Origin of the sequence: Thiobacillus sp., from assembly GCA_024235835.1 — a bacterium.
Taxonomy (GTDB): domain Bacteria; phylum Pseudomonadota; class Gammaproteobacteria; order Burkholderiales; family Thiobacillaceae; genus PFJX01.
In genome coordinates this window covers 468698-489617 of the sequence record JACKLQ010000001.1, presented here as the reverse complement: position 1 = coordinate 489617, position 20920 = coordinate 468698, and the positions used below count along the sequence as shown (strand labels likewise).

The window sequence follows — 20920 nt, the reverse complement described above, 5'->3', positions numbered from 1 at the left end:
CCGATGATTAAGCAACTGTTCGAGAAGCATCTGCTGGAGAAAACCGGCGGCGGCACCCAGTCCGAGGCCAAGGTCGTGAAGTATCCCGGTGTCAGGGATGCCATCGATGGCAACACCGCGGTCATCCTGATTGAACGGGAAGCCTCCGACGCCGCTGGCGCGTATCCGATCACGCCCTCCACCCAGATGGGCGAGTACTGGGCCGAATCCGCCGCCGCCGGCCACGTCAACATCTCCGGCAAGCCCCTGATCTTCGTGGAGCCGGAATCCGAGCACGCCGCAGCCGGCGTCACCGCGGGCATGGCCATGACCGGCCTGCGCGCCACCAACTTCTCCTCCGCCCAGGGCGTGGCCTTCATGCACGAATCCCTCTACGGCGCCGTGGGCAAGCGCCTGCCCTACGTGCTGAACCTGGGCTGCCGCGCCATCACCAAGGCCACCCTGAACGTCCACTGCGGCCATGACGACTACCACTGCGTGGACGACACGGGCTTCATCCAGGTGTTCGCCAAGAACGCCCAGCAGGCCGCCGACCTGAACATGATCGCCCGCAAGACCGCCGAACTGTCCCTTACCCCCGCCATCGTGGGCATGGACGGCTTCCTTACCACCCACCTCATCGAGCCGGTGCTGGTGCCCGAGAAGGACTTCGTGCAGGAGTACCTGGGCAAGCCCGACGACATCATCGACACCCCCACCCCCGCCCAGAAACTGATCTACGGCCCCAGGCGCCGCCGGGTGCCCGCCATCTGGGACGTGGACATGCCCATGGTTTCCGGCGCCGTGGCCAACCAGGACGCCTACATGCAGACCGTGGCGGCCCAGCGTCCCTATTTCTTCCAGCACATCCCTGAAATCATGGACCGCTGCATGGCGGAGTTCACCGAACTCTCCGGCCGCCGCTATGACCGCGTCGAGACATACCGCTGCGACGACGCCGAATACGTCATCCTGGGCCAGGGCAGCATGTGCGTGCAGGCCGAGGCCGTGGCCGACTGGCTGCGCCAGGAGAAGAAGCTCAAGGTGGGCGTGATCAACATGACCCTGTTCCGCCCCTTCCCGGGGGACGTGCTGGGCCATGTGCTCAAGGGCAAGAAGGGTGTGGCCGTGCTGGAGCGCACCGACCAGCCCCTGTCCGAAGACCTGCCCCTCATGCGGGAAGTACGCGCCAGTGTCACCAAGTGCCTGGAGAACGGCGGCGCGGAGGGCGACAAGCCTTACGCTGGATATGCCAGCTACGCCTCCGCCAAGGACATGCCCCGCCTGTATTCAGGGTGTTACGGCCTGGGTTCCCGGGACCTGCAACCGGAAGGCCTGGTGGCGGCGGTGGAGAACATGCTGCCCGGCGGTACCAAGCGGCCGTTCTATTACCTCTCCGTGGATTTCGTGCGGGACCAGAGCGCCAATCCCAAGCAGGAGATCCGCCAGCAGGAATTGCAGGAAGCCTATCCCCGCATCAAGGAAATGGCCCTCAAGGGGTCCGTGAACCCCAACCTGCTGCCGGCGAAAGCCATCGCCGTGCGCATGCACTCCGTGGGGGGCTGGGGCGCGGTGACCACCGGCAAGAACCTGGCCATGACCCTGTACGAGCTGCTGGGCTGGGACATCAAGGCCAACCCCAAGTACGGCTCCGAGAAGAAGGGCATGCCCACCACCTACTACCTGTCGGCGGCTCCGGAACCCATCCGCATCAACTGCGAATACACCAACGTGGACGTGGTGCTCTCCCCCGACCCCTCCGTGTTCGGCCACACCAATGCCGTGGGCGGTCTGGCCAAGGGCGGCGTGTTCATCATCCAGAGCAACCTGGACAGCCCCGAGGCCTTGTGGGCCAGCTTCCCGGTCCATGCCCAGAAATTCATCGCCGACAACGGCATCCGCGTGTTCTACCTGGACGCCTTCAAGATCGCCCGGGAAGAGGCCAGCAACCCGGACCTGCAGCTGCGCATGCAGGGCAACGCCTTCCAGGGCGCCTTCTTCCACGCCTCCGACGTGATGCAGCGGGCCGGTTTCGATGAGGAAACCCTGTTCAAGGCCATCGAAAGCCAGCTCAACGATAAGTTCGGCAAGAAGGGCAAGCGGGTGGTGGACGACAACCTGCGGGTTGTGAAGCGGGGCTACGAGGAACTTCACGAGATCCCCGCCGAGCTGAAGAAGGTGGGTGTCCGCCAGGTGGCTGCCAGGACGGCCCCAATGCTGCCGGTGATGCTGAAGGAACAGCCCGAGGGCGATGGCGAGAAGGCCTTCAAGCCTGCCGACATCCACCGCTTCTGGGAAGCCACCGGCAGCTTCTATGCTGCCGGCAAGGGCTCGGACAACATGGTGGACCCCTTCATGGGCATGGCGCTGATCCCCGCCGTCACCGGCGTGTTCCGGGACATGACCCAGATCCGCTTCGAGCATCCTGAGTGGATCGCCGAGAACTGCACCGCCTGCGGCAACTGCTATACCGAGTGCCCGGACTCCGCCATCCCCGGCCTGGTGTCCGACGTGGCCGACATCCTCAACACCGCGGTGCAGAAGATCGAACTGGGCGGACGGCCCACTCGCTTCCTGCGCAAGGCTAGCCGCACCATCGAGAAGAAGCTGAAGGGCAAGCTGGAGAAGGACGGCGTGGACGTGCGCGCCCTGTTCGACCTGGCCATGGCCGAGACCTTCGCCGAGGATCCGGCCCAGGGCGAGGACAGGGACAAACTGGCGGCGGAGTTCGAGCTGCTGAAGGACGCCATGGGCGGCTTCAAGTTTGCCGCCACCAAGCCCTACTGGACCACCCGGGAGAAGAAGGCCAAGGGTGCCGGTGGCCTGTTCTCCATTACCGTGAACCCCTACACCTGCAAGGGCTGCCAACTATGCGTGGAGGTCTGCGAGGACGATGCCCTGCGCATGGTGACCCAGACGCCGGAATCCATCGAGGTGCTGCGCCGCGACTGGAAATTCTGGCTGGACCTGCCCACCACGCCCCAGAAGTTCAGCCGCATCGACGATCTGGACGAGAAGATCGGCGCCCTGGAGACGTTGCTGCTGGACAAGAAGAACTACAACTCCATGGCCTGCGGCGACGGTGCCTGCCTGGGGTGCGGCGAGAAGACCGCCATCCACCTCTTCACCGGCACCGTCACCGCCCTGATGCAGCCCCGGGTCAAGAGCTTCGTGGAGAAGATCGACGGTCTGGTCATGGGCCTGGAAAAGCACATCCGCATGAAGCTCACTGAAAGTGTGGACTTCACCGACACCCGCGCCGTCATGGAAGCCGTGGACGCCAACCAGGGCCATGACCTGACCCTGGCGGCCCTGTCCCAGCAGCTTTCCGCCCGCAGCGTCGGCCAGCCCATCGATCCCAAGTGGCTCAAGTGGGCCACCCAGCTGCTGGAGAAGCTGAAGGACCTGCGCTGGCGCTACGTCGAAGGCCCCACCCGGCGGGGGCGGGCCGAGATGGGCATCGTCAACTCCACCGGCTGCACTTCCGTTTGGGGCTCCACCTTCCCCTACAACCCCTATCCATTCCCCTGGACTTCCCACCTGTTCCAGGACTCCCCCTCCGTGGCTCTGGGCCTGTTCGAGGGCCACATGTCCAAGATGGCGGAAGGCTTCAAGGCCGTGCGCATGGCCGAGATCGAACTGGAAAAGGGCTACAACCCGGATGAGCATGAAAGCTTCTTCACCCACTTCACCTGGGAGAAATTCAGCGACGAGGAATGGAAGCTGTGCCCGCCCGTGGTGGCCATCGGCGGTGATGGCGCCATGTACGACATCGGCTTCCAGAACCTGTCCCGGGCCCTCATGACCGGCAAGCCCGTCAAGATCCTGGTGGTGGACACCCAGGTGTACTCCAACACCGGCGGCCAGGCTGCCACCTCCACCTTCGTCGGCCAGGTGGCGGACATGTCCCCCTATGGCAAGGCGAAAAAGGGCAAGCAGGAAGTGCGCAAGGAGATGAGTCTTATCGGCATGGCCCACCGCACCAGCTACGTGCTCCAGAGCGCCATCTCCAGTCCCACCCACCTCATCGAGGGCTACATCGAAGGCCTCAATTCCCGCCGTCCCGCCCTGTTCAACATCTACGCCGTGTGTCCCGTGGAGCACGGCGTGGGCGATGACCGCTCCGTGGAGCAGTCCAAGATGGCGGTGGAGTCCCGCGCCTATCCCCTGTTCAGGTACGACCCGGACCTGGGCGTCACCTTCAGCGAGTGCGTCTCCCTGGAGGGCAACCCCGCCATGGAGGACGACTGGCCCGAGTACACCCTGGCATACAAGGACGAGGAGGGCAACGAGCAGAAGATGGTGCTGCCCTTTACCTTTGCCGATTTCGCCCTCACGGAAGGCCGCTTCGCCAAGCAGTTCAAGAAGGCCCCGCCCGAGACCTGGAACGACGACATGGTTGCGCTCGCGGACTTCCTCAAGATGGAGGAGGAAGACCGGGACGGCAAGTTCCCCTACATCTGGGCCGTGGACAAGAAGAACCGCTTGATGCGGGTGATCGTGTCCCAGGAACTGGTGAAGTCCTGCCTCGAGCGGCAGAACTTCTGGAAGCAGTTGAAGAACGTGGCCGGCCTGGACCGGCCCGCCGTGGACGAGGAAGCCATCGCCGAGAGGGCCCGGGCCGAGCTGGTGCAGAAGCTGTCCGCCAGCCTGGCGGCCTTCGGTGGTGTCGTGGCGGTGGACGCCCCTGTGGCGTCGTCCACAGCGGCTCCCGTGGCCAGCGGTCGGCCGGCCGCAAATGCAGACGGCTACGAGGCCGTGTGGATCGAGACCCCGGAGTGCACCGCCTGCGACGAGTGCACCAACCTGGCGCCCAAGGCCTTCCAGTACAACGACCAGAAGCAGGTGGTGGTGATCAATCCCCAGGGCACCACCTTCGCCAATCTGGTGAAGGCGGCAGAGAAGTGCACGGCGGGCTGCATCCACCCGGGCACCCCCTGGAACATGAACGAGCCGGGCGTCGACAAGCTGATGGCCCGGGCCGCGAAGTTCAACTGATTCCGTGAAACGTGAAATGTGAAGGGTGAAAAGTGAACGGTGCAGCCACACGAGTTTCCACGTTTCACTCGTTTCCGCACAGCGGCGAGGTCACGTTTCACTTTTCACGCTTGATGCAACTGTTCAGGCGCAAGACTTTCGCCCACGGGGTCCACCCCGAGGGCAACAAGAGCACTGCCGGCACGCCGATTCGTCGGTTGCCTTTTGCGCCGCGCATGACCCTCCCCATCTCGCAGCACATAGGGAAGCCGGCAGTGCCCACCGTCCAGGTGGGCCAGGAGGTCGTACGCGGTCAACTTATCGCCAGGGCGGACGGGTTCATGTCCGTGCCCCTGCACGCTCCGGCGGACGGCGTGGTGGAGGCCATCGAGCCCCGTCCCACCGCCCAGGGCAACTGGGTGGACAGCATTGTCATACGCGTATACGAGGGCTCCGTCCAGGAGCTGGCCTGGGGCGAGCCCCGGGACATGGATGGCCTGCCCCCGGAAGAGATCGTCCAGGCCGTATGGGACGCGGGCCTGGTGGGCCTGGGAGGCGCGGCCTTCCCCAGCCACGTGAAGCTTAGCCCGCCCAGAGAGCATGCCATCCACACCCTGGTGGTGAACGGATGCGAGTGCGAGCCTTACCTCACCTGCGACCACCGCATGATGCTGGAACTCACCGACGACCTGCTCACGGGCATCGGCTACGCCATGCGGGCCGTGGGGGCCTCCAGGGCGGTGATCGGCGTGGAGGACAACAAGCTGGACGCGGTGGGTGCCATCCGCCGCAAGCTGCCGGCCGATGGTTCCATCTCCGTGGTGGCCGTGCCTACCAAGTACCCCCAGGGCGCGGAGAAGATGCTCATCCACTCCGTGATGGGCCTGGACGTGCCCCCCGGCAGGCGGGCTTCCGAGTTCGGCGTGGTGGTGAACAACGTGGGCACACTGGCCATGATGGGCCGACTGCTGCCCCAGGGCCATGGCCTCACCGAGCGGGTGGTGACCGTCACCGGCCCTGGCATCGCCCGGCCCGGAGACTACTGGGTGCCCATCGGCACGCCCATGCGCCATGTGCTGGCCTGGGCCGGTGCCCCGGACGTGACCGAGCGGGAGATCATTTTGGGCGGGCCCATGATGGGCCAGGCCGTGGCCTCCCTGGACGTGCCCGTGACCAAAGGGGTGTCCGGCATCCTGGTCTTCGACGGCCGCCACGTGCAGGCGGAGGAGAACCGCACTGCCAAGCCCTGCATCAAGTGTGGCGAGTGCCTTAAAGCCTGCCCCATGGGCCTGAACCCATCCATGCTGGGCATGCTGGCCGGCAAGGCGGACTACGAGACCATGGGCGCCGAGTATCACCTGGGCGACTGCTTCGAATGCGGTTGCTGCACCTTCGTCTGTCCTTCCAGCATTCCCCTGGTGCAGCAGTTCCGCGTGGCCAAGGGCATCCTGCGCGAGAAAGCCGCTTCCTGACCAACCCTGAGCCATAGGACCTACGCAACCCATGCAGCCCCAGCTCACCCGCGAATTCATCACCGATACCCTGGCCCGGTCCGCTCAGGACGTGCGTACCCGCGCTCTTTACGAGCTTTGTTACCTGCATCGGCATCACATCAGCGGTGAAATCGTGGCCGACAAGCTGCGCATGATCCTGCGCCTGTGCGCCGACCATGGCTTGAAGGTGGAGGAGGTGTCCCCCGAGTTCACCGCCTATCGCCTGGGCCATTCAGGCGTGGACCGCTGGTTCGCCGGACTCACCACAGCGGAGCAGATTGATCCGGCCCGGGTGTTCGAGATGCACAAGCGTGTCATGGACGTGTTCGACGATCTGCCCCCGGAGCAGGCCCGCTCCCTGGCTTCCAAGTACCTGCATTTCCACTTCCCCGAACTCTTCTTCGTCTATGACAGCCGGGTGGAAGCAGCAGCGCTGGCACTGGGCTGGGGTGAATGTGGTTATCTGGCCGGTGGCGAGCACGATCCCCAGTACGCCCGCTTCTTCGCCTGTTGCCGCAAGCTGGTGGACGCCTTCGCCCCCCTGGCCGGCCGTCGCCCCAATCCCCGGGAACTGGACCGTCTGCTGCGGTCCTGGACAGACCATCAGGACCTGATGATGATGCCTGCTGCTTCCGGAATGCCGCGGGCCCTCCACGCCTGACCTGACCCGACATGACATTCACCACGCTTGCCACCTCCGTTGCGCCGTGGTCGTCCCGGTACCCACAGCCATGAGCAGCCCCCTCACCGAACTGCGCACCGCGCCCCATGTGAAGCGCGACGTCAGCGTCGAGCGGATCATGCTCAACGTGGTGCTGGCCCTGCTGCCCATCCTGGCCTTTTCCTTCTGGCAGTACGGCCTGTCCGTGCTGGCCCTGACCCTCGTCGTCACCGGCACCTGCCTGGCCACGGAGCGCTTCTTCAACTGGATGTCAGGCACCGCCAGTACCCTTTCGGACTGGAGCGCCACCATCACCGGACTGCTGCTGGCCCTGGTGCTGCCACCCAGTTTCCCGTTGTGGATGGCCAGCGTGGCGGGTTTTACAGCCATCGCCCTGGGCAAGGCCCTGTTCGGCGGCATGGGTTACAACGTTTTCAATCCCGCCCTGGTGGGCCGGGCCTTCGTCCAGGCCGCCTTCCCCGTTTCCATCACCACCTTCGTGCCGGCCTACCTGCCCGGGCGGTTCACCGGCTTCATTCCCACCACGTTCACGATGCCGCTGATGACGCCGCCGGATATCTCCGGCTGGGTGAAGACCCGGATGCTGGACGGCATGTCCCAGGCCACGCCCCTGGCCAAATGGAAGTTCGACAACCAGCTCACTGCGCCACTGGATTTCCTCAATGGCGCCGCCACCGCCTCGGTGGGGGAAACCTCGGCCCTCCTCATCCTGGTGTGCGGCCTCTACCTGGCGGCCCGGCGCTTCATGGACTGGCGCATCCCCGTGGCCGTGCTGGGCTCCGCTGCCCTGGTTGCCTGGCTGTTCCAGGCCATCGACCCGACCCGCTATCCGGAGCCCCTTTTCGTCATGCTCTCCGGCGGCCTCATGCTGGGGGCCGTGTTCATGGCCACGGACATGGTCACCTCGCCGGTGACGCCCCTGGGCGTATGGATCTACGGCGCCGTCATTGGCGTGGTGACGGTGATGATCCGCTATTTCGGCGGCCTCACCGAGGGGGTCATGTACGCCATTCTCCTGGGCAACGCCCTGGCACCCCTCATCGACCAGTGGACCCAGCCCCGCGTGTTCGGCGCCCATCGCTTCGGCGGGGCAGGGGAGAAGCGGCCATGAGCGAGGCTGCCCAGTCCATGGCCACGCCACCCGCGGGGCCCACCACCACCAGCCGGGCCATGATTGTCACCCTGGGCCTGGTGGCCACCCTGTGCGGCATCCTCATCGTCTCCGCCTACCAGGGCACCCTGGAAGCCGTGGCCGCCAACAAGCGCATCGTGCTGGAGCGGGCGGTGTTCAGGGTGATCCCCGGGGCCACCAGCATGAAGTCATTCCACGCCAGCAGCGCCGGCATCGTCCCCGCGAGCGGATATCAGCCGGAAGGGGGAATTGCGTTCCACGCCGCCTACGATCAGGCAGGACAGCTCAAAGGCATCGCCGCCGAGGGGGCCGCCATGGGCTACGCCGACATGGTGCGGGTGCTGTACGCCTACGACCCCCAGCGCCAGGTCATCGTCGGCTTCGGCGTGGTGTCCCACCGGGAGACCCCGGGCATCGGCGACAAGATCATCACCGATGCGGCCTTCCTGAAGAACTTCCAGGCCCTGGACGTGCGCCTCGCCGCGGACATGAAGGCCCTGGCCAACGCCGTCAGGACCGTCAAGCACGGTGCCAAGAACCAGCCCTGGCAGATCGACGCCATCACCGGCGCCACGGTGACCTCCAAGGCCGTTGGCAAGGGCATCAACGACAGCGCCCAGCGCCTGTTGCCCCTGCTGGTGCCGAATATGGAAGCAGTGAAGGGGGAAGGGGGAAGGGAGAAGGGTAAGAACGGCAGCGCCGCCTGGGTTTCACCCTTCACCCTTTACCCTTCCCCCTTCACTGCCGAAGGCATCCCAACATGATTCCCGGCCAACAAGACCTCACCCCCATGGAAAACTTCATGGAGGGCATCTGGAAGCAGAACCCCGTGTTCGTCATGGTGCTGGGCATGTGTCCGGCCCTGGCGGTGACGGTATCCGCCCAGAACGCCATTGCCATGGGCGTGGCCACCACCTTCGTGCTCACCTGCTCGGCCCTGCTGGTGTCCCTGATCCGCAAGCTGGTGCCCAAGGAAGTACGCATCGCCACCTACATCGTCATCATCGCCACCTTCGTCACGGTGGTGGACTACCTCATCGCCGCCATCAGCCTGGAGGTGTACGAGGCCCTGGGGGCCTTCATCCAGCTCATCGTGGTGAACTGCATCATCCTGGGTCGGGCCGAAGCCCATGCCTCCAGGCACGGGCCGGTGACGGCCGTGACCAACGCCCTGGGCATGGGCCTGGGATTTTCCATCGGCCTCTTTGCCCTGGGCTCGGTGCGGGAGATCCTGGGGGCCGGCAAGCTGTTCGGCTTTTCCCTGTTCGGGCCGGACTTCCAGCCCTGGGTGGTGATGGTTTTGCCCCCCGGCGGCTTCTTCGTGCTGGGGGCCTGGCTGCTGCTGTTCAACTGGCTGAAGACCCGGGATGGGGGAAGGGGGATGAGGGATGGGAAAGCACCATCCGCCCCCTCCCATGCCCCATCCCCCATTACCCATTCCCGATCATGAACGAAGCCTCCCTGGGCCAGATCTTCGTCGCCACGGTCCTGGCCAACAACTTCGTGCTGGCCATGTTCCTGGGCCTGTGTCCTTTCCTGGGGGTGTCCGCCCGGCTCAACACCGCCGTGCCCATGGGCGCCGCCACCACCTTCGTCATGCTGGTGGCCTCCCTGTGCGCCTACGGGCTGAATTACCTGGTCACCACCTTCGAACTGGAGTTCCTGCGCCTAATTTCCTACATCGTGGTCATCGCCGCGGCGGTGCAGCTGGTGGAGATGGTGCTGAAAAAGTACAGCCCGGCCCTGTTCCGGGCCCTGGGCATCTACCTGCCCCTCATCACCACCAACTGCGCCGTGCTGGGGGTGGCCCTGTTCCAGACAGCCCGTGAATACAGCTTCCTCCAGTCCCTGGCCTTCGCCGTGGGCGCCGGCGCCGGTTTCACCCTGGCCCTGACCCTCATGGCCAGCTTGCGGGAGCGGCTCAACCTGGCCACCGTGCCCAACGTGGTCCAGGGCACGGCCCTGGCCCTGATGCTGGCAGGACTGCTTTCCCTGGCCTTCATGGGCTTCGCCGGCCTGGGGGCGGGGGAGTGAGGGGATGAGCGTTTACCTGGTCACCATCGGACTGATCCTGCTGATCATGCTGGCGGGCATCGTGGTGGACCGTTACTACAAGCTTTTTGCCCGCCGCCATCCTGAACTGGGGCCCTTCCGCAAGGAAGGCGGCGCCTGCGGTGGCCATTGCGGCAGCGGAGGCTGTGGCGGCAATGCCTGTGATACGAAAAATACATAAAGCGGATGCTCATTCCGGCCGATAAGCCGGTAATGAATGACGCGGACGAAGGCGGTATTGGACAACTTTTCGCAAGTTTTGGAGACGGTCATGAACGATGCAGTGCAACCCACCCCGCAAACCGGCGTGCAGCAACACGTCCAATACGTGGCTCGCTTCGAGACCCTGGGCATGGGGGACGTGGAGCACGTGGGCGGCAAGAACGCCTCCCTGGGCGAGATGATCCACAACCTCACTGACGAAGGGGTGCGGGTTCCTGGCGGTTTCGCCACCACCGCCGATGCCTTCCGCGAATACCTGGCCAAGGACGGCCTGTCAGACCGCATCGCCGCCCGGCTGGCAACCCTCAACGTGGAGGACACCGTGTCCCTGGCTGCTGCGGGCCGGGAAATCCGGGGCTGGATGATGGAAGCCACGTTGCCCCCCGGCCTGGAGACCGCCATCCGCCACGAGCACCGCCTCATGTGCGCCGAGGCGGAAGAGGACCTGCTCTTCGCGGTGCGTTCCTCCGCCACCGCCGAGGACCTGCCGGACGCCTCCTTTGCCGGCCAGCAGGAGACCTTCCTCAACATCCGCGGCGCCGAAAACCTCATCGACGCGGTGAAGCGCTGCTTCGCCTCCCTCTACAACGACCGCGCCATTGCCTACCGGGTGCACCACGGCTTCGACCACGGCGCCGTGGCCCTGTCCGCCGGCATCCAGCGCATGGTGCGCTCCGACCTGGGGGCGGCGGGGGTCATGTTCACCCTGGACACCGAATCCGGCTTCCGCGACGTTGTGTTCATCAACGCCGCCTATGGCCTGGGGGAAACCGTGGTCCAGGGAGCGGTGAACCCGGACGAGTACTACGTGCACAAGCCCAAGCTGAAGGAGGGCAAGCGCCCCGTGGTGCGCAAGACCCTGGGCGAGAAGGCCATCCGCATGGTGTTCGCCGGCGAGTCCGTGGCGGAGCGTTCCACCCGGGTGGAGGACGTGCCCCTGCACCTGCGCCACCAGTTCGCCCTCACCGACGAGGAACTGCTGGAACTGTCCCGCTACGCCATCACCATCGAGGAGCACTACAAGCGTCCCATGGACATCGAATGGGGCCGGGACGGGCTGGACGGCAAGCTCTACATCCTCCAGGCCCGGCCGGAGACGGTGAAGTCCCGGGCCGGCAACGTCCAGACCCGCTTCAAGATGCTGGAGAAAGGGCCCGTCATCACCCAGGGCCGGGCCATCGGCAGCAAGGTGGGCCAGGGCAAGGCCCGGGTCATCCGCAACATCTCCGACATGCACCATGTGGAGCCCGGCGACGTGCTGGTGGCGGACATGACGGATCCCGACTGGGAGCCCGTGATGAAGCGGGCCTCAGCCATCATCACCGACCGGGGCGGGCGCACCTGCCACGCGGCCATCGTGGCCCGGGAACTGGGAGTGCCGGCGGTGGTGGGCACGGGCAACGCCACCAAGACGATCCAGGATGGCATGGAAGTGACCGTGTCCTGCGCCGAGGGCGAGGACGGCTATGTCTACGAGGGGCTGCTCAAGTTCGAGAAGACCGAGTTGGTCATGCAGGCCATGCCGGACATCCCCGTGAAGATCATGATGAACGTGGGCAACCCGGAGCAGGCCTTCCATTTCGCCATGCTGCCCAATGAAGGCATCGGCCTGGCGCGGCTGGAGTTCATCATCAACAACGCCATCGGCATCCACCCCAACGCGGCCCTGGAATACCGCAAGATGCCCGAGGAGGTGAAGCACGCCATCGACGCCAAGTCCAAGGGCTACGCGGACCCGGTCACCTTCTACGTCGAGAAACTGGCGGAAGGCATCGGCACCCTGGCTGCCGCCTTCTGGCCCCATCGGGTCATCGTGCGCATGTCGGACTTCAAGTCCAACGAATACGCCAACCTCATCGGCGGGCCCCAGTTCGAGCCCCACGAGGAAAACCCCATGCTGGGCTTCCGGGGCGCGGGCCGCTACGCCAGCCCCCAGTTCCGCCGGGCCTTCACCCTGGAATGCCGCGCCATCCAGCGGGTGCGCCAGGACATGGGCCTCACCAACGTGGAGATCATGCTGCCCTTCGTGCGCACACTGGCTGACGCGGACGCCGCCCTGGGCGTGCTGGCGGAGAACGGCCTGGAGCGGGGCAAGGACGGCCTGAAGGTGGTGATGATGTGCGAGATTCCCGCCAACGTGCTCATCGCCGACGAGTTCCTCAAGCGCTTCGACGGCTTCTCCATCGGCTCCAACGACCTCACCCAGCTGACCCTGGGGGTGGACCGGGATTCCAGCTTGGTGGCCGCCGCCTTCGACGAGCGCAACCCGGCGGTGAAGAAGCTATTGAGCGAGGCCATCGCGGCCTGCAAACGCAACGGCAAGTACGTGGGCATCTGCGGCCAGGGGCCGTCGGATCACCCGGACCTGGCGGAGTGGCTGATGGAGCAGGGCATCGAATCCATGTCCCTGAACCCGGACACGGTGGTGTCCACCTGGATGCGGCTGGCGGGGAAGGCGAAGCCCTGATCGGGTACTAGGAGACCAGGCGCAGGGGCTCCCGCTGTTTCTCCAGCAGGGGCTCCAGGGCGTCCAGGGGCAGGGGGCGGCTCACCAGATAGCCCTGGATCTCGTCGCAACCCTGGCCTTCCAGGAACTTGAGCTGTTCGTCGGTTTCCACACCTTCGGCGATGAGGTTGAGCCCCAGGCCGTGGGCGATGGAAATGATGGCCTTGATGATGGCGTGCTGGCGGTATTCCCGATCGATCTCCCAGACGAAGGACTTGTCGATCTTCAGGGTGTGGATGGGGAATTTCTGCAGGTAGCTCAGGGATGAATACTGGGTGCCGAAGTCGTCTATGGCCACCATGACGCCGTGGGCGGCCAGGGTCTGCAGTTTCTGCACCATGGCGCCGGGATCCCGGATGAACAGGTTCTCCGTCAGTTCGATCTCCACCCGCAGGGGAGTGACGTTGAACTCCTTCATCAGGCGCGTGAACTGTTCGACGAAATCATGGCGCTCCAGATGGCGGGGAGAAATGTTGATGGCCACCCGGTCCGGGGCGATACCCCGCTGTTCCCATTTCTGCAGGGTCTTGAAAGCCTTCTTGATGACCCACTCCCCCAGTTCCTCGATGAAGCCGGATTCCTCCGCCACCGGCAGGAATTCTCCTGGCGGCAGCAGGCCCAGGCGGGGGTGATTCCAGCGCACCAGGGCTTCAACGCCCTTGATGTGACGGTTCTTCAGGCCCATCTGGGGCTGGTAGTACAACTCGAACTGGTCCTGATCCAGGGCCTGGCGCAAGTCCTGCTCCAGGGTCAGGCGGTGGTCCGTGGACTTGCCCATCTCCTGCATGAAGAAGGTGTGGCTGCTGCTGCCGGAAATGCGCCCGTGATAAAGGGCAATGTTGGCGTGGCGAATGAGGGCGTCGGCATTGTCCCCATGCTCCGGGAATATGGCGATGCCGGCGCTCATGGATAGGAACACCTGCTTGCCGCTGACCTTGAAGTGCTCCTCCAGCTCCTCGTTGATGCGGGCCACGATGGCGAGCACCTCGTCGTCGTGCTTGATGCCGGTATTCAGGAGCAAGAACTCGTCCCCGCCGAAGCGGGCCAGGGTGTCGCCTCCCCGCAGGCAGCGCTGGATGCGCTCGGTCACGCGGTTGAGCAGTATGTCCGCCTGGGCGTGGCCGTAGAGATCGTTGACGCTCTTGAAACGATCTATGTTCAGGAACAGCACGCCCAGACGCTCGTTGTTGCGCCGGGCCTGGACAAGGGCCAGGCCCAGGCGGTCACGGAACAGGTTGCGGTTGGGCAGGCCCGTGAGGGCGTCATGGTTTGCATGGAAGCGGGCCCGTTCCTCCGCCTCGCGGCGCACCGTGATGTCCCGGGCCACCATATAGAAGTGGTCATCCTCCACGGGATTGCCGCCGGCCTCCTCGCCCTCCAGGTCCGCGGCGGACAGGAGCAGTTCGAAATGCCGGAAGCCGCTGTGGTCCAGGTTGCTCTTCAGGCGGAATTCCAGCAGGTGCTTGGAGGTTTCTGTGAGCTTGGCGGAATTGAAGGCGTACTGGGCCCGCTCCCTGTCATGCTCGAATACCAGTTCCACGAAATGTCTGCCGACGATGCTTTCTGATTCGATGCCCAGCAATTCGCCGAGGCGGTTGTTTACGAAGGTGACCCGGGCGTCCAGGTCCATCATCAGGATGATGTCCGGAGATTTGTCCACCAGATAACGGTGCAGGCGCTCGGAACGGTGCAGGCGCTGCTGGAATTCCAGATGCTCACGTTCCAGACAGCGCTGGCGGATGGCGCGGCGCACCGCATGGAGCAGCAGGGCGGGTTCAGGCGGCTTGCGCACGAAATCCAGGGCGCCGGCCCGCAAGGCGTTGATGGCGGCGTCTATCTCGGTTTCGCCGCTCACCACGATGGCGGCTGTATTCAGCTTCTTGTCGTTGATCTCCTGGATGATTTCATGGCCGCTCATGTCGGGCAGGTTCATGTCCACCAGGGCAAGGTGGAAGTCCCCTCCGGCAAGTTCGGCCCGGGCGGCGGAACCGGTGTGGGTCACCGTGACGTCGAAGCCCGCACCACTGAGGAGCCTTTGCATGCTCTGGGCAAATCGCACGTCATCCTCCACCAGCAGGATGTGGCCAACGTCGCGATGGACCGCTTCCACCTTGCCCTGGTAGTAGTCGCTGCGGGGGGTATCTCGCCATGAAACCATTTGGCACCTATTGGCTGGCTGGCAACAAGATCTTGAAACTTGTGCCTGCGTTGGAACTGTTGCATTGCATCGTGCCGCCCAACTCATCCACCAGTCTGCCGACGATGGACAAACCCAGGCCCTGATGTGCTCCCCCCTTGCCGGTCTGCTTGGGCTGGTAGAGTTGATCCAGCACAGCCGCAGGCAGACCGGGGCCATTGTCGCGCACGATGATTTCCACGGAACCCTTGCCCTTGGCCGCTTGCCAACTGGCCGAGGAGATGGAGATCTCCCCGCCTTCCGGCATGGCTTCCGCGGCATTGAATATGAGGTTGGTGAGGACCTGCTTGACCTTGTCTCCGTTCACGCGGATGGACGGGATACTCCCATCCAGCTGGACCCGGGTTTGTACCTTCTCCAGTTCAGGCCGACCAAGCCGGCAAAACCGGATCACGTCGCTGATGAGGGCGTTTATGTCGATTCGGCTGGCGGCGGATTTGCCGATGGAGGCCGCATCGGTGTCCTTGAGCTGCTGGAGGATACGGGCCACCCGGCGCAGTTCGCTTTCCACCAGGTCCATGTCCTCATGGGCCTGTTTCTTGTCGCCCAGTTGTTCCCTCAGCAGGCCGATATAGTTGCGCACCACGCCCAGGGGATTGTTGGCCTCGTGGACCACCTTGCGGGCATGGAGCTGGAACTGCTCCCGGGCATCTTCTCGCGCCTTGTGTTCCAGGCCGACAAGGTCCAGGGCACGGGCGAGGCGCCGGCCGCCTTCCCGGGCGAAGGTGGTGATGAGGGCCTTGCGCTTCATGAACGCGGCTATGTCCGCGGCGGGCAGGCCGATGGCCAGCACGCCCAGGACTGATCCCTCATTGCCCAGGGGTACACACAGCAACCGTTCCGTGTTCAGGATGCGCAACACCTGGCTGTCAGCCAGGTTTTCCCGGGAGGGGTTTTCGCCGGCCAGGGCCACCTGGCCTCCATGGGCCCGGGCAAGGGCGGAATCGGGGGCAGGCAGGTTCACGCGGATTTCTCCCAGGCGGGAGTCATCGTCTTCGGTGGTTTGCCCTTCAAGGACATTTTCCGTGGCCACGAACAGCGTGGCGTGGGGGGTCCCGAACAGCATGCGGGCGCTGCGCAGAATGCCCAGGTAGGCCTCGGACCGGGTTCCAACGTCCGCTTCCTCGGGCAAGGTGGACTGAGCCTCCAGCCTGACCGATACGGCTTCAGCCAGAGCAGTGTGGCCGCTGTCGCCATCAGATGCCTCTGCCTTGGGCATGTCCTTGCGGAATTTGATCTCCAGTCCCAATGCGTCGGCCACTTCCTTGGCCTCCGTTTCGGCGGCCTCCACGAGGGTCCTGGCCTCATGGACGGTCAAGTCCCAGAAGCCGAGGTCCTCGTCGTTCACCTCGACCTCACCCTGGTTGAGGTTGTTGAACAAGTTGGCCAGGTTCACGATCTGGGTCAAGGCATGGGCATCCCGGACGCGCTGCAGGGGTTCGTGGTGATAGAGCAGGGCATCCGCCATGAAGCTGTGCAGATTCCAGCGCTGGGCCAGCCATGCGCCGATTTCCTGATGGGCCAGGCCGAAGGCCCGCTGTTCTTCTTGCATCAGCCTTTGCTCGCCCGTGGCGGACTTGAAGATGGGCAGATACTGGTCCGGGGCCACCGAAAGCAAGGCCAACTGCCCCACGTCGTGAAGCAGGCCCGCCAGGTAGGCTTCATCCACGTGGGGATAGTCCAGCCGCCTGGCCAATTCCCGCGACGTGATGGCCACGCACAGCACGTGGTACCAGAAATAGCGCATGTCGAAACCACCGGATTTCTGGAAACGGCCGAACAATTCCGCGACGGACTGGTTCAGCGCAATGCGGCGAACCTGGGCTGCGCCCATGATGGAGAGGCATTGGTCGATGCTGTTGATGGGCCTTCCACGGCTGAAATAGGCTGAATTGGCCGTGCTCAGCACTTTTGCTGCCAGTCCTGGATCCTGGGAAACCACAGCCCCGATCTCGGACAAACCCACGTCATCCCGTTCTGACAGGTCAAGGATTTGCAATAGCGCCTGGGGCAGGCTGGGAAGCCGTGCCATGGCTAATTGCTTATGGATATCCTGAGCCCTCTCTTCCATCTCCTCGATCCGAATCAGTGGCTGCTTTATTTATGTGCAAACGGAGCATACTTTATCGGCAGGAATAGATATATCTTTAGATAGAGTTATCCATGGGTTGTACTGGTACGCCGGGAAACCCGAAAATCATCGACTTGGATTCAACCGCTGATTTCCGCGAGGAATTTCCGGATCATGGCCAGCCGCTTGTCCAGGGTGGGGCAAGGCTGCTCGATGCGCAGTTTGTCCTGGCCGGCCAATTTGTATTCCCGGCGGGATTGGATAAGCCGGATGATCTTCATGGGATCCACCGGTGGATTGGGCCTGAACTGTATGCTGGTCACGTCTGGCCCGGCTTCCAGGCGCTCAATGCCAAATGCCCGGGTTTCCAATCTCAGTTGATGAACGGCGATTAAGGCCTGGGCGGAACCGGGCAGCAATCCGAAACGGTCAATCAATTCCTCCTGCAATTCGTCCAATTCGGATTTGGATTCGCAATTGGCCAGGCGTTTGTAAAGCACCAGGCGTTCATGGATATCAGGACAATAATCCTCGGGCAGCAGGGCGGGATGATGCAGGTTGATCTCGGTGGTGGCGGCCAGGGGCGCACTCATGTCGGGTTCCTTGCCTTCCTTGAGTGATTTCACAGCACTCGACAACATGTCATTGAAAAGATTGAATCCCACCTCCTGCATCTCGCCACTCTGGCTTTCGCCGAGCACCTCGCCTGCGCCTCGGATTTCCAGGTCGTGCATGGCCAGGTAGAAGCCCGAGCCCAGTTCCTCCATGTTCTGGATGGCCTCCAGCCGCTTGCCGGCGGCGGGGGTGATCTTCACGCCGTCCGGCGGGGTGAGCAGGTAGGCGTAGGCCTGGTGATGGGAACGGCCTACCCGCCCACGCAACTGGTGCAGCTGGGCCAGGCCGAACTTGTCCGCCCGGTTCATGATGATGGTGTTGGCCGTGGGCACGTTGATGCCCGTCTCGATGATCGTGCTGCAGAGCAGCAAGTTGAAGCGCTGGTGATAGAAGTCCCGCATGACATGTTCCAGCTCCCGTTCAGGCATCTGGCCGTGGGCGATCTGGATGCGGGCCTCGGGCAGCAGCTTCTCCAGTTTTTCCCGCATGTTCTCAATGGTTTCCACTTCGTTGTGGAGAAAATAGATCTGCCCGCCCCGTTTCAATTCCCGCAGGGCCGCTTCCCGTATCAGGCCGTTGCTGAAGGGGTGGACGAAGGTCTTGATGGCCAAGCGTTTTTGCGGCGCCGTGGCAATGACCGAGAAGTCCCGGATGCCCTCCAGGGACATGGCCAGGGTGCGGGGAATGGGCGTGGCGGTCAGGGTCAGCACGTCCACTTCTGCCCGCAGTTCCTTGAGCCGTTCCTTCTGGCGCACGCCAAAGCGGTGTTCCTCATCGATGACCACCAGGCCCAGATTCTTGAACCTGATGTCTTTTTGCAGCAGTTTGTGGGTGCCGATGACCAGGTCGATGCGGCCGTCCTTCAGGCCTTCCAGGGCCGCATTGATTTCTTTCGTGGAGCGGAAGCGGGACAACTCCGCCATGCGCACCGCCGTATCGGAGAAGCGGTCCGAGAATGTCTGGAAGTGCTGCTCCGCCAGCAGGGTAGTGGGACAAAGCACCGCCACCTGGCGTCCGGCGGCGACGGCCACGTAGGCCGCCCGCAGGGCCACTTCCGTCTTGCCGAAGCCCACGTCGCCGCACACCAGCCGGTCCATGGGCCGGCCGGAGCCCATGTCGCCCACCACCGCCTCGATGGCGGCCAGCTGGTCAGGGGTTTCTTCGAACCCAAAGCCGGCAGCGAAGGCGTCCAGGTCGTGCTGGCTGATCTGGAACGCATGGCCATGGCGTGCGGCCCGCTGGGCATAGAGGTTGAGCAGTTCCGCCGCCGTATCCCGGGCCTTCTCCATGGCCCGCCGCCGGGCTTTCTCCCATTGGCCGCTGCCCAGCTTGTGCAGGGGCACGTTGTCCGGGTCGCCCCCCAGGTAACGGGAGATGAGATGCAAATGCGCCACCGGCACGTAGAGCTTGTCGCCGCCGGCGAACTCCAGGGTGAGGAATTCCTCCTGGCCATCCCCCAGATCCATGCCGCTGAGCCCCCGATAGCGGGCGATGCCATGCTGGGCATGGACTACCGGGTCTCCAAGCTTCAGCTCGGTCAGGTCCTTGAGCAGGCCTTCCGCGGTGCTGGCCCGCTTGCCTTCCCGGCTGCGGCGGGTGGCGGGGCTGCGGGCATACAGTTCGGTTTCGGTCAGTATGGCCAGCCTGGCCCGGGGATCGGTGAAACCGGTGGCCAGGGGCCCGGTGGTCAACAGAAAGGCCCGGGGCGCCAGTCTTTCAGTATCCGGCCAGCCCTCATGCAGGACAGGCTTGAGGCCGAATTCCGCCATGGCGTTGGCCAGGGTCTCCCGCCGACCCAGGCTTTCCGCAACCAGCAGGGTGCTGCCCGCGAAGTTTTCCAGGTGGGCTTGCAGGCGCTGGTAGGGATTTTCCGCCTTGCGTTCCACTTCCACGGCGGGCGCCGGCAAATAAGGCTGGACCCTGTCCGCCTCGCCACGCCCTCCTATTTCCAGGCGGGCATGAGGCCGCAGCAGGCCGAAGAACTGGTCCGGCGGCAGGAACAGGGCATCCGGGGCCAACAGGGGACGGTGCTTGTCTCCGGCCAGCAAGCGATGGCGACTCTGGGTGTCCTGCCAGAAACCTTCCACGGCCGTCTGGATGTCGCCCTGAAGCACCACGGCGGTGCCATCGGCCAGGTAATCGAAGAGGGTGGCGGTGGTCTCGAAAAACAGAGGCAGGTAGTACTCCACGCCCCCGGGCGCCAGCTTGTTGGAGACATCCCTGTAAACCTGGCTCTTGGAAGGATCCCCCTCGAAGCATTCGCGGAAGTTCTGGCGGAAGCGGGTGACGCCGTCCTCGTCCAATGGCACTTCCCGTGCCGGTAGCAGGCGGATCTCCGCCACCTTGTAAAGGGTGCGCTGGGTGTCCGGATCGAAGGCGCGGATGCTTTCGATCTCATTGTCGAAAAGCTCGATGCGGTAAGGCAGGGTCGTCTTTTGCTCCCCGCCCATGGGGAACAGGTCCACCAACCCGCCCCGCACGGCGAATTCCCCGGGGGACAGCACCTGGGTCACGGCGGCATAACCCGCCGCGGCGAGCCTGCCCCTCAGCCTGTCCACGTCTAGCCTGTCCTTCTCCTTGAGCAGGAAGGTATGTGCGTTCAGGTAAGCCGGGGGACACAGTCGCTGCATGGCGGTGGCGGCGGGCGCCACCAGCACGTCCACCTTGGCGTCATGGGCCAGCCACAGGGTGGACAGCCGCTCGGAGACGATGTCCGGGTGGGGGGACAGGGGGTCGTAGGGCAAGGTCTCCCAGTCCGGCAGCAGGCGCGCCACCAGCGACGGGTCGAACCACGCCAGTTCTTCCACCAGCCGGTCAGCATCCTGGGCCGACTGGGTCAGTACCAGCAGGCGGCCTGACTTGCAGTGCCTGCGGGCAAGCCCAGCCAGGATAAGGCTATCGGCGGAACCGGGGGGGGCGGCCAGACGCTGGCGCTGGCCCGGCATAGGGAAGGCTGGCTGGAACTGCATGGAGACAACGGCGCAAAAGCCGCAT

The 20920-nt window shown here is 64.3% G+C and carries 12 protein-coding genes; 9 read left to right on the top strand and 3 right to left on the bottom strand.

Going from position 1 to position 20920, the window contains the following annotated elements; genetic code table 11:
- Positions 1–3 precede the first annotated feature (3 nt).
- The 9 genes from H6935_02365 (at position 4) to ppsA (ending at position 13004) form a co-directional block, all read left to right on the top strand.
- On the top strand, positions 4–4977 hold the full coding sequence (locus tag H6935_02365) for a 2-oxoacid:acceptor oxidoreductase family protein (GenBank protein ID MCP5277188.1): 4974 nt from the start codon (positions 4–6) through the stop codon (positions 4975–4977).
- Between the two features lie 113 nt (positions 4978–5090).
- On the top strand, positions 5091–6428 hold the full coding sequence (gene rsxC / locus H6935_02360) for an electron transport complex subunit RsxC (protein ID MCP5277187.1): 1338 nt from the start codon (positions 5091–5093) through the stop codon (positions 6426–6428).
- A 31-nt stretch (positions 6429–6459) separates the two neighbouring features.
- Complete coding sequence (locus tag H6935_02355; GenBank protein ID MCP5277186.1) at positions 6460–7110, top strand: hypothetical protein; 651 nt, start codon at positions 6460–6462, stop codon at positions 7108–7110.
- Between the two features lie 70 nt (positions 7111–7180).
- A complete protein-coding gene (locus tag H6935_02350; protein ID MCP5277185.1) occupies positions 7181–8242 on the top strand; it encodes an RnfABCDGE type electron transport complex subunit D in 1062 nt (353 codons plus the stop codon).
- Between the two features lie 59 nt (positions 8243–8301).
- The gene (locus H6935_02345) at positions 8302–9027 is read left to right on the top strand and encodes an FMN-binding protein (GenBank protein MCP5277184.1); all 726 of its coding nucleotides are present in this window, start codon (positions 8302–8304) and stop codon (positions 9025–9027) included.
- A complete protein-coding gene (locus H6935_02340) occupies positions 9024–9713 on the top strand; it encodes an electron transport complex subunit E (GenBank protein ID MCP5277183.1) in 690 nt (229 codons plus the stop codon). Before H6935_02345 ends, H6935_02340 begins: the two co-directional genes overlap by 4 nt.
- A complete protein-coding gene (locus tag H6935_02335; GenBank protein MCP5277182.1) occupies positions 9710–10297 on the top strand; it encodes an RnfABCDGE type electron transport complex subunit A in 588 nt (195 codons plus the stop codon). The genes H6935_02340 and H6935_02335 overlap by 4 nt, the downstream gene beginning before the upstream one ends.
- A 4-nt stretch (positions 10298–10301) precedes the next feature.
- The gene (locus H6935_02330; GenBank protein ID MCP5277181.1) at positions 10302–10496 is read left to right on the top strand and encodes a hypothetical protein; all 195 of its coding nucleotides are present in this window, start codon (positions 10302–10304) and stop codon (positions 10494–10496) included.
- A 90-nt stretch (positions 10497–10586) separates the two neighbouring features.
- Positions 10587–13004, top strand: coding sequence for a phosphoenolpyruvate synthase (ppsA, locus tag H6935_02325; GenBank protein MCP5277180.1), 2418 nt, complete (start codon positions 10587–10589; stop codon positions 13002–13004).
- A 7-nt stretch (positions 13005–13011) separates the two neighbouring features.
- On the opposite strand, the gene H6935_02320 is transcribed toward ppsA, so the two are convergent.
- The 3 genes from H6935_02320 to mfd form a co-directional block, all read right to left on the bottom strand.
- Positions 13012–15201, bottom strand: coding sequence for an EAL domain-containing protein (locus tag H6935_02320; protein ID MCP5277179.1), 2190 nt, complete (start codon positions 15199–15201; stop codon positions 13012–13014).
- Positions 15202–15208: 7 nt separating this feature from the next.
- On the bottom strand, positions 15209–17272 hold the full coding sequence (locus H6935_02315) for an HDOD domain-containing protein (protein MCP5277178.1): 2064 nt from the start codon (positions 17270–17272) through the stop codon (positions 15209–15211).
- Between the two features lie 179 nt (positions 17273–17451).
- Positions 17452–20895, bottom strand: coding sequence for a transcription-repair coupling factor (gene mfd, locus H6935_02310; GenBank protein ID MCP5277177.1), 3444 nt, complete (start codon positions 20893–20895; stop codon positions 17452–17454).
- Between the last annotated feature and the right edge of the window lie 25 nt (positions 20896–20920).

Coding starts and splice junctions, on each gene's coding strand:
- H6935_02365 (MCP5277188.1), top strand. CDS start 4: ATGATTAAGCAACTGTTCGAGAAGCATCTGCTGGAGAAAACCGGCGGC.
- H6935_02345 (MCP5277184.1), top strand. CDS start 8,302: ATGATTGTCACCCTGGGCCTGGTGGCCACCCTGTGCGGCATCCTCATC.
- H6935_02315 (MCP5277178.1), bottom strand. CDS start 17,272: ATGGCACGGCTTCCCAGCCTGCCCCAGGCGCTATTGCAAATCCTTGAC.
- H6935_02350 (MCP5277185.1), top strand. CDS start 7,181: ATGAGCAGCCCCCTCACCGAACTGCGCACCGCGCCCCATGTGAAGCGC.
- ppsA (MCP5277180.1), top strand. CDS start 10,587: ATGAACGATGCAGTGCAACCCACCCCGCAAACCGGCGTGCAGCAACAC.
- H6935_02355 (MCP5277186.1), top strand. CDS start 6,460: ATGCAGCCCCAGCTCACCCGCGAATTCATCACCGATACCCTGGCCCGG.
- mfd (MCP5277177.1), bottom strand. CDS start 20,895: ATGCAGTTCCAGCCAGCCTTCCCTATGCCGGGCCAGCGCCAGCGTCTG.
- H6935_02335 (MCP5277182.1), top strand. CDS start 9,710: ATGAACGAAGCCTCCCTGGGCCAGATCTTCGTCGCCACGGTCCTGGCC.
- H6935_02330 (MCP5277181.1), top strand. CDS start 10,302: ATGAGCGTTTACCTGGTCACCATCGGACTGATCCTGCTGATCATGCTG.
- rsxC (MCP5277187.1), top strand. CDS start 5,091: ATGCAACTGTTCAGGCGCAAGACTTTCGCCCACGGGGTCCACCCCGAG.
- H6935_02320 (MCP5277179.1), bottom strand. CDS start 15,201: ATGGTTTCATGGCGAGATACCCCCCGCAGCGACTACTACCAGGGCAAG.
- H6935_02340 (MCP5277183.1), top strand. CDS start 9,024: ATGATTCCCGGCCAACAAGACCTCACCCCCATGGAAAACTTCATGGAG.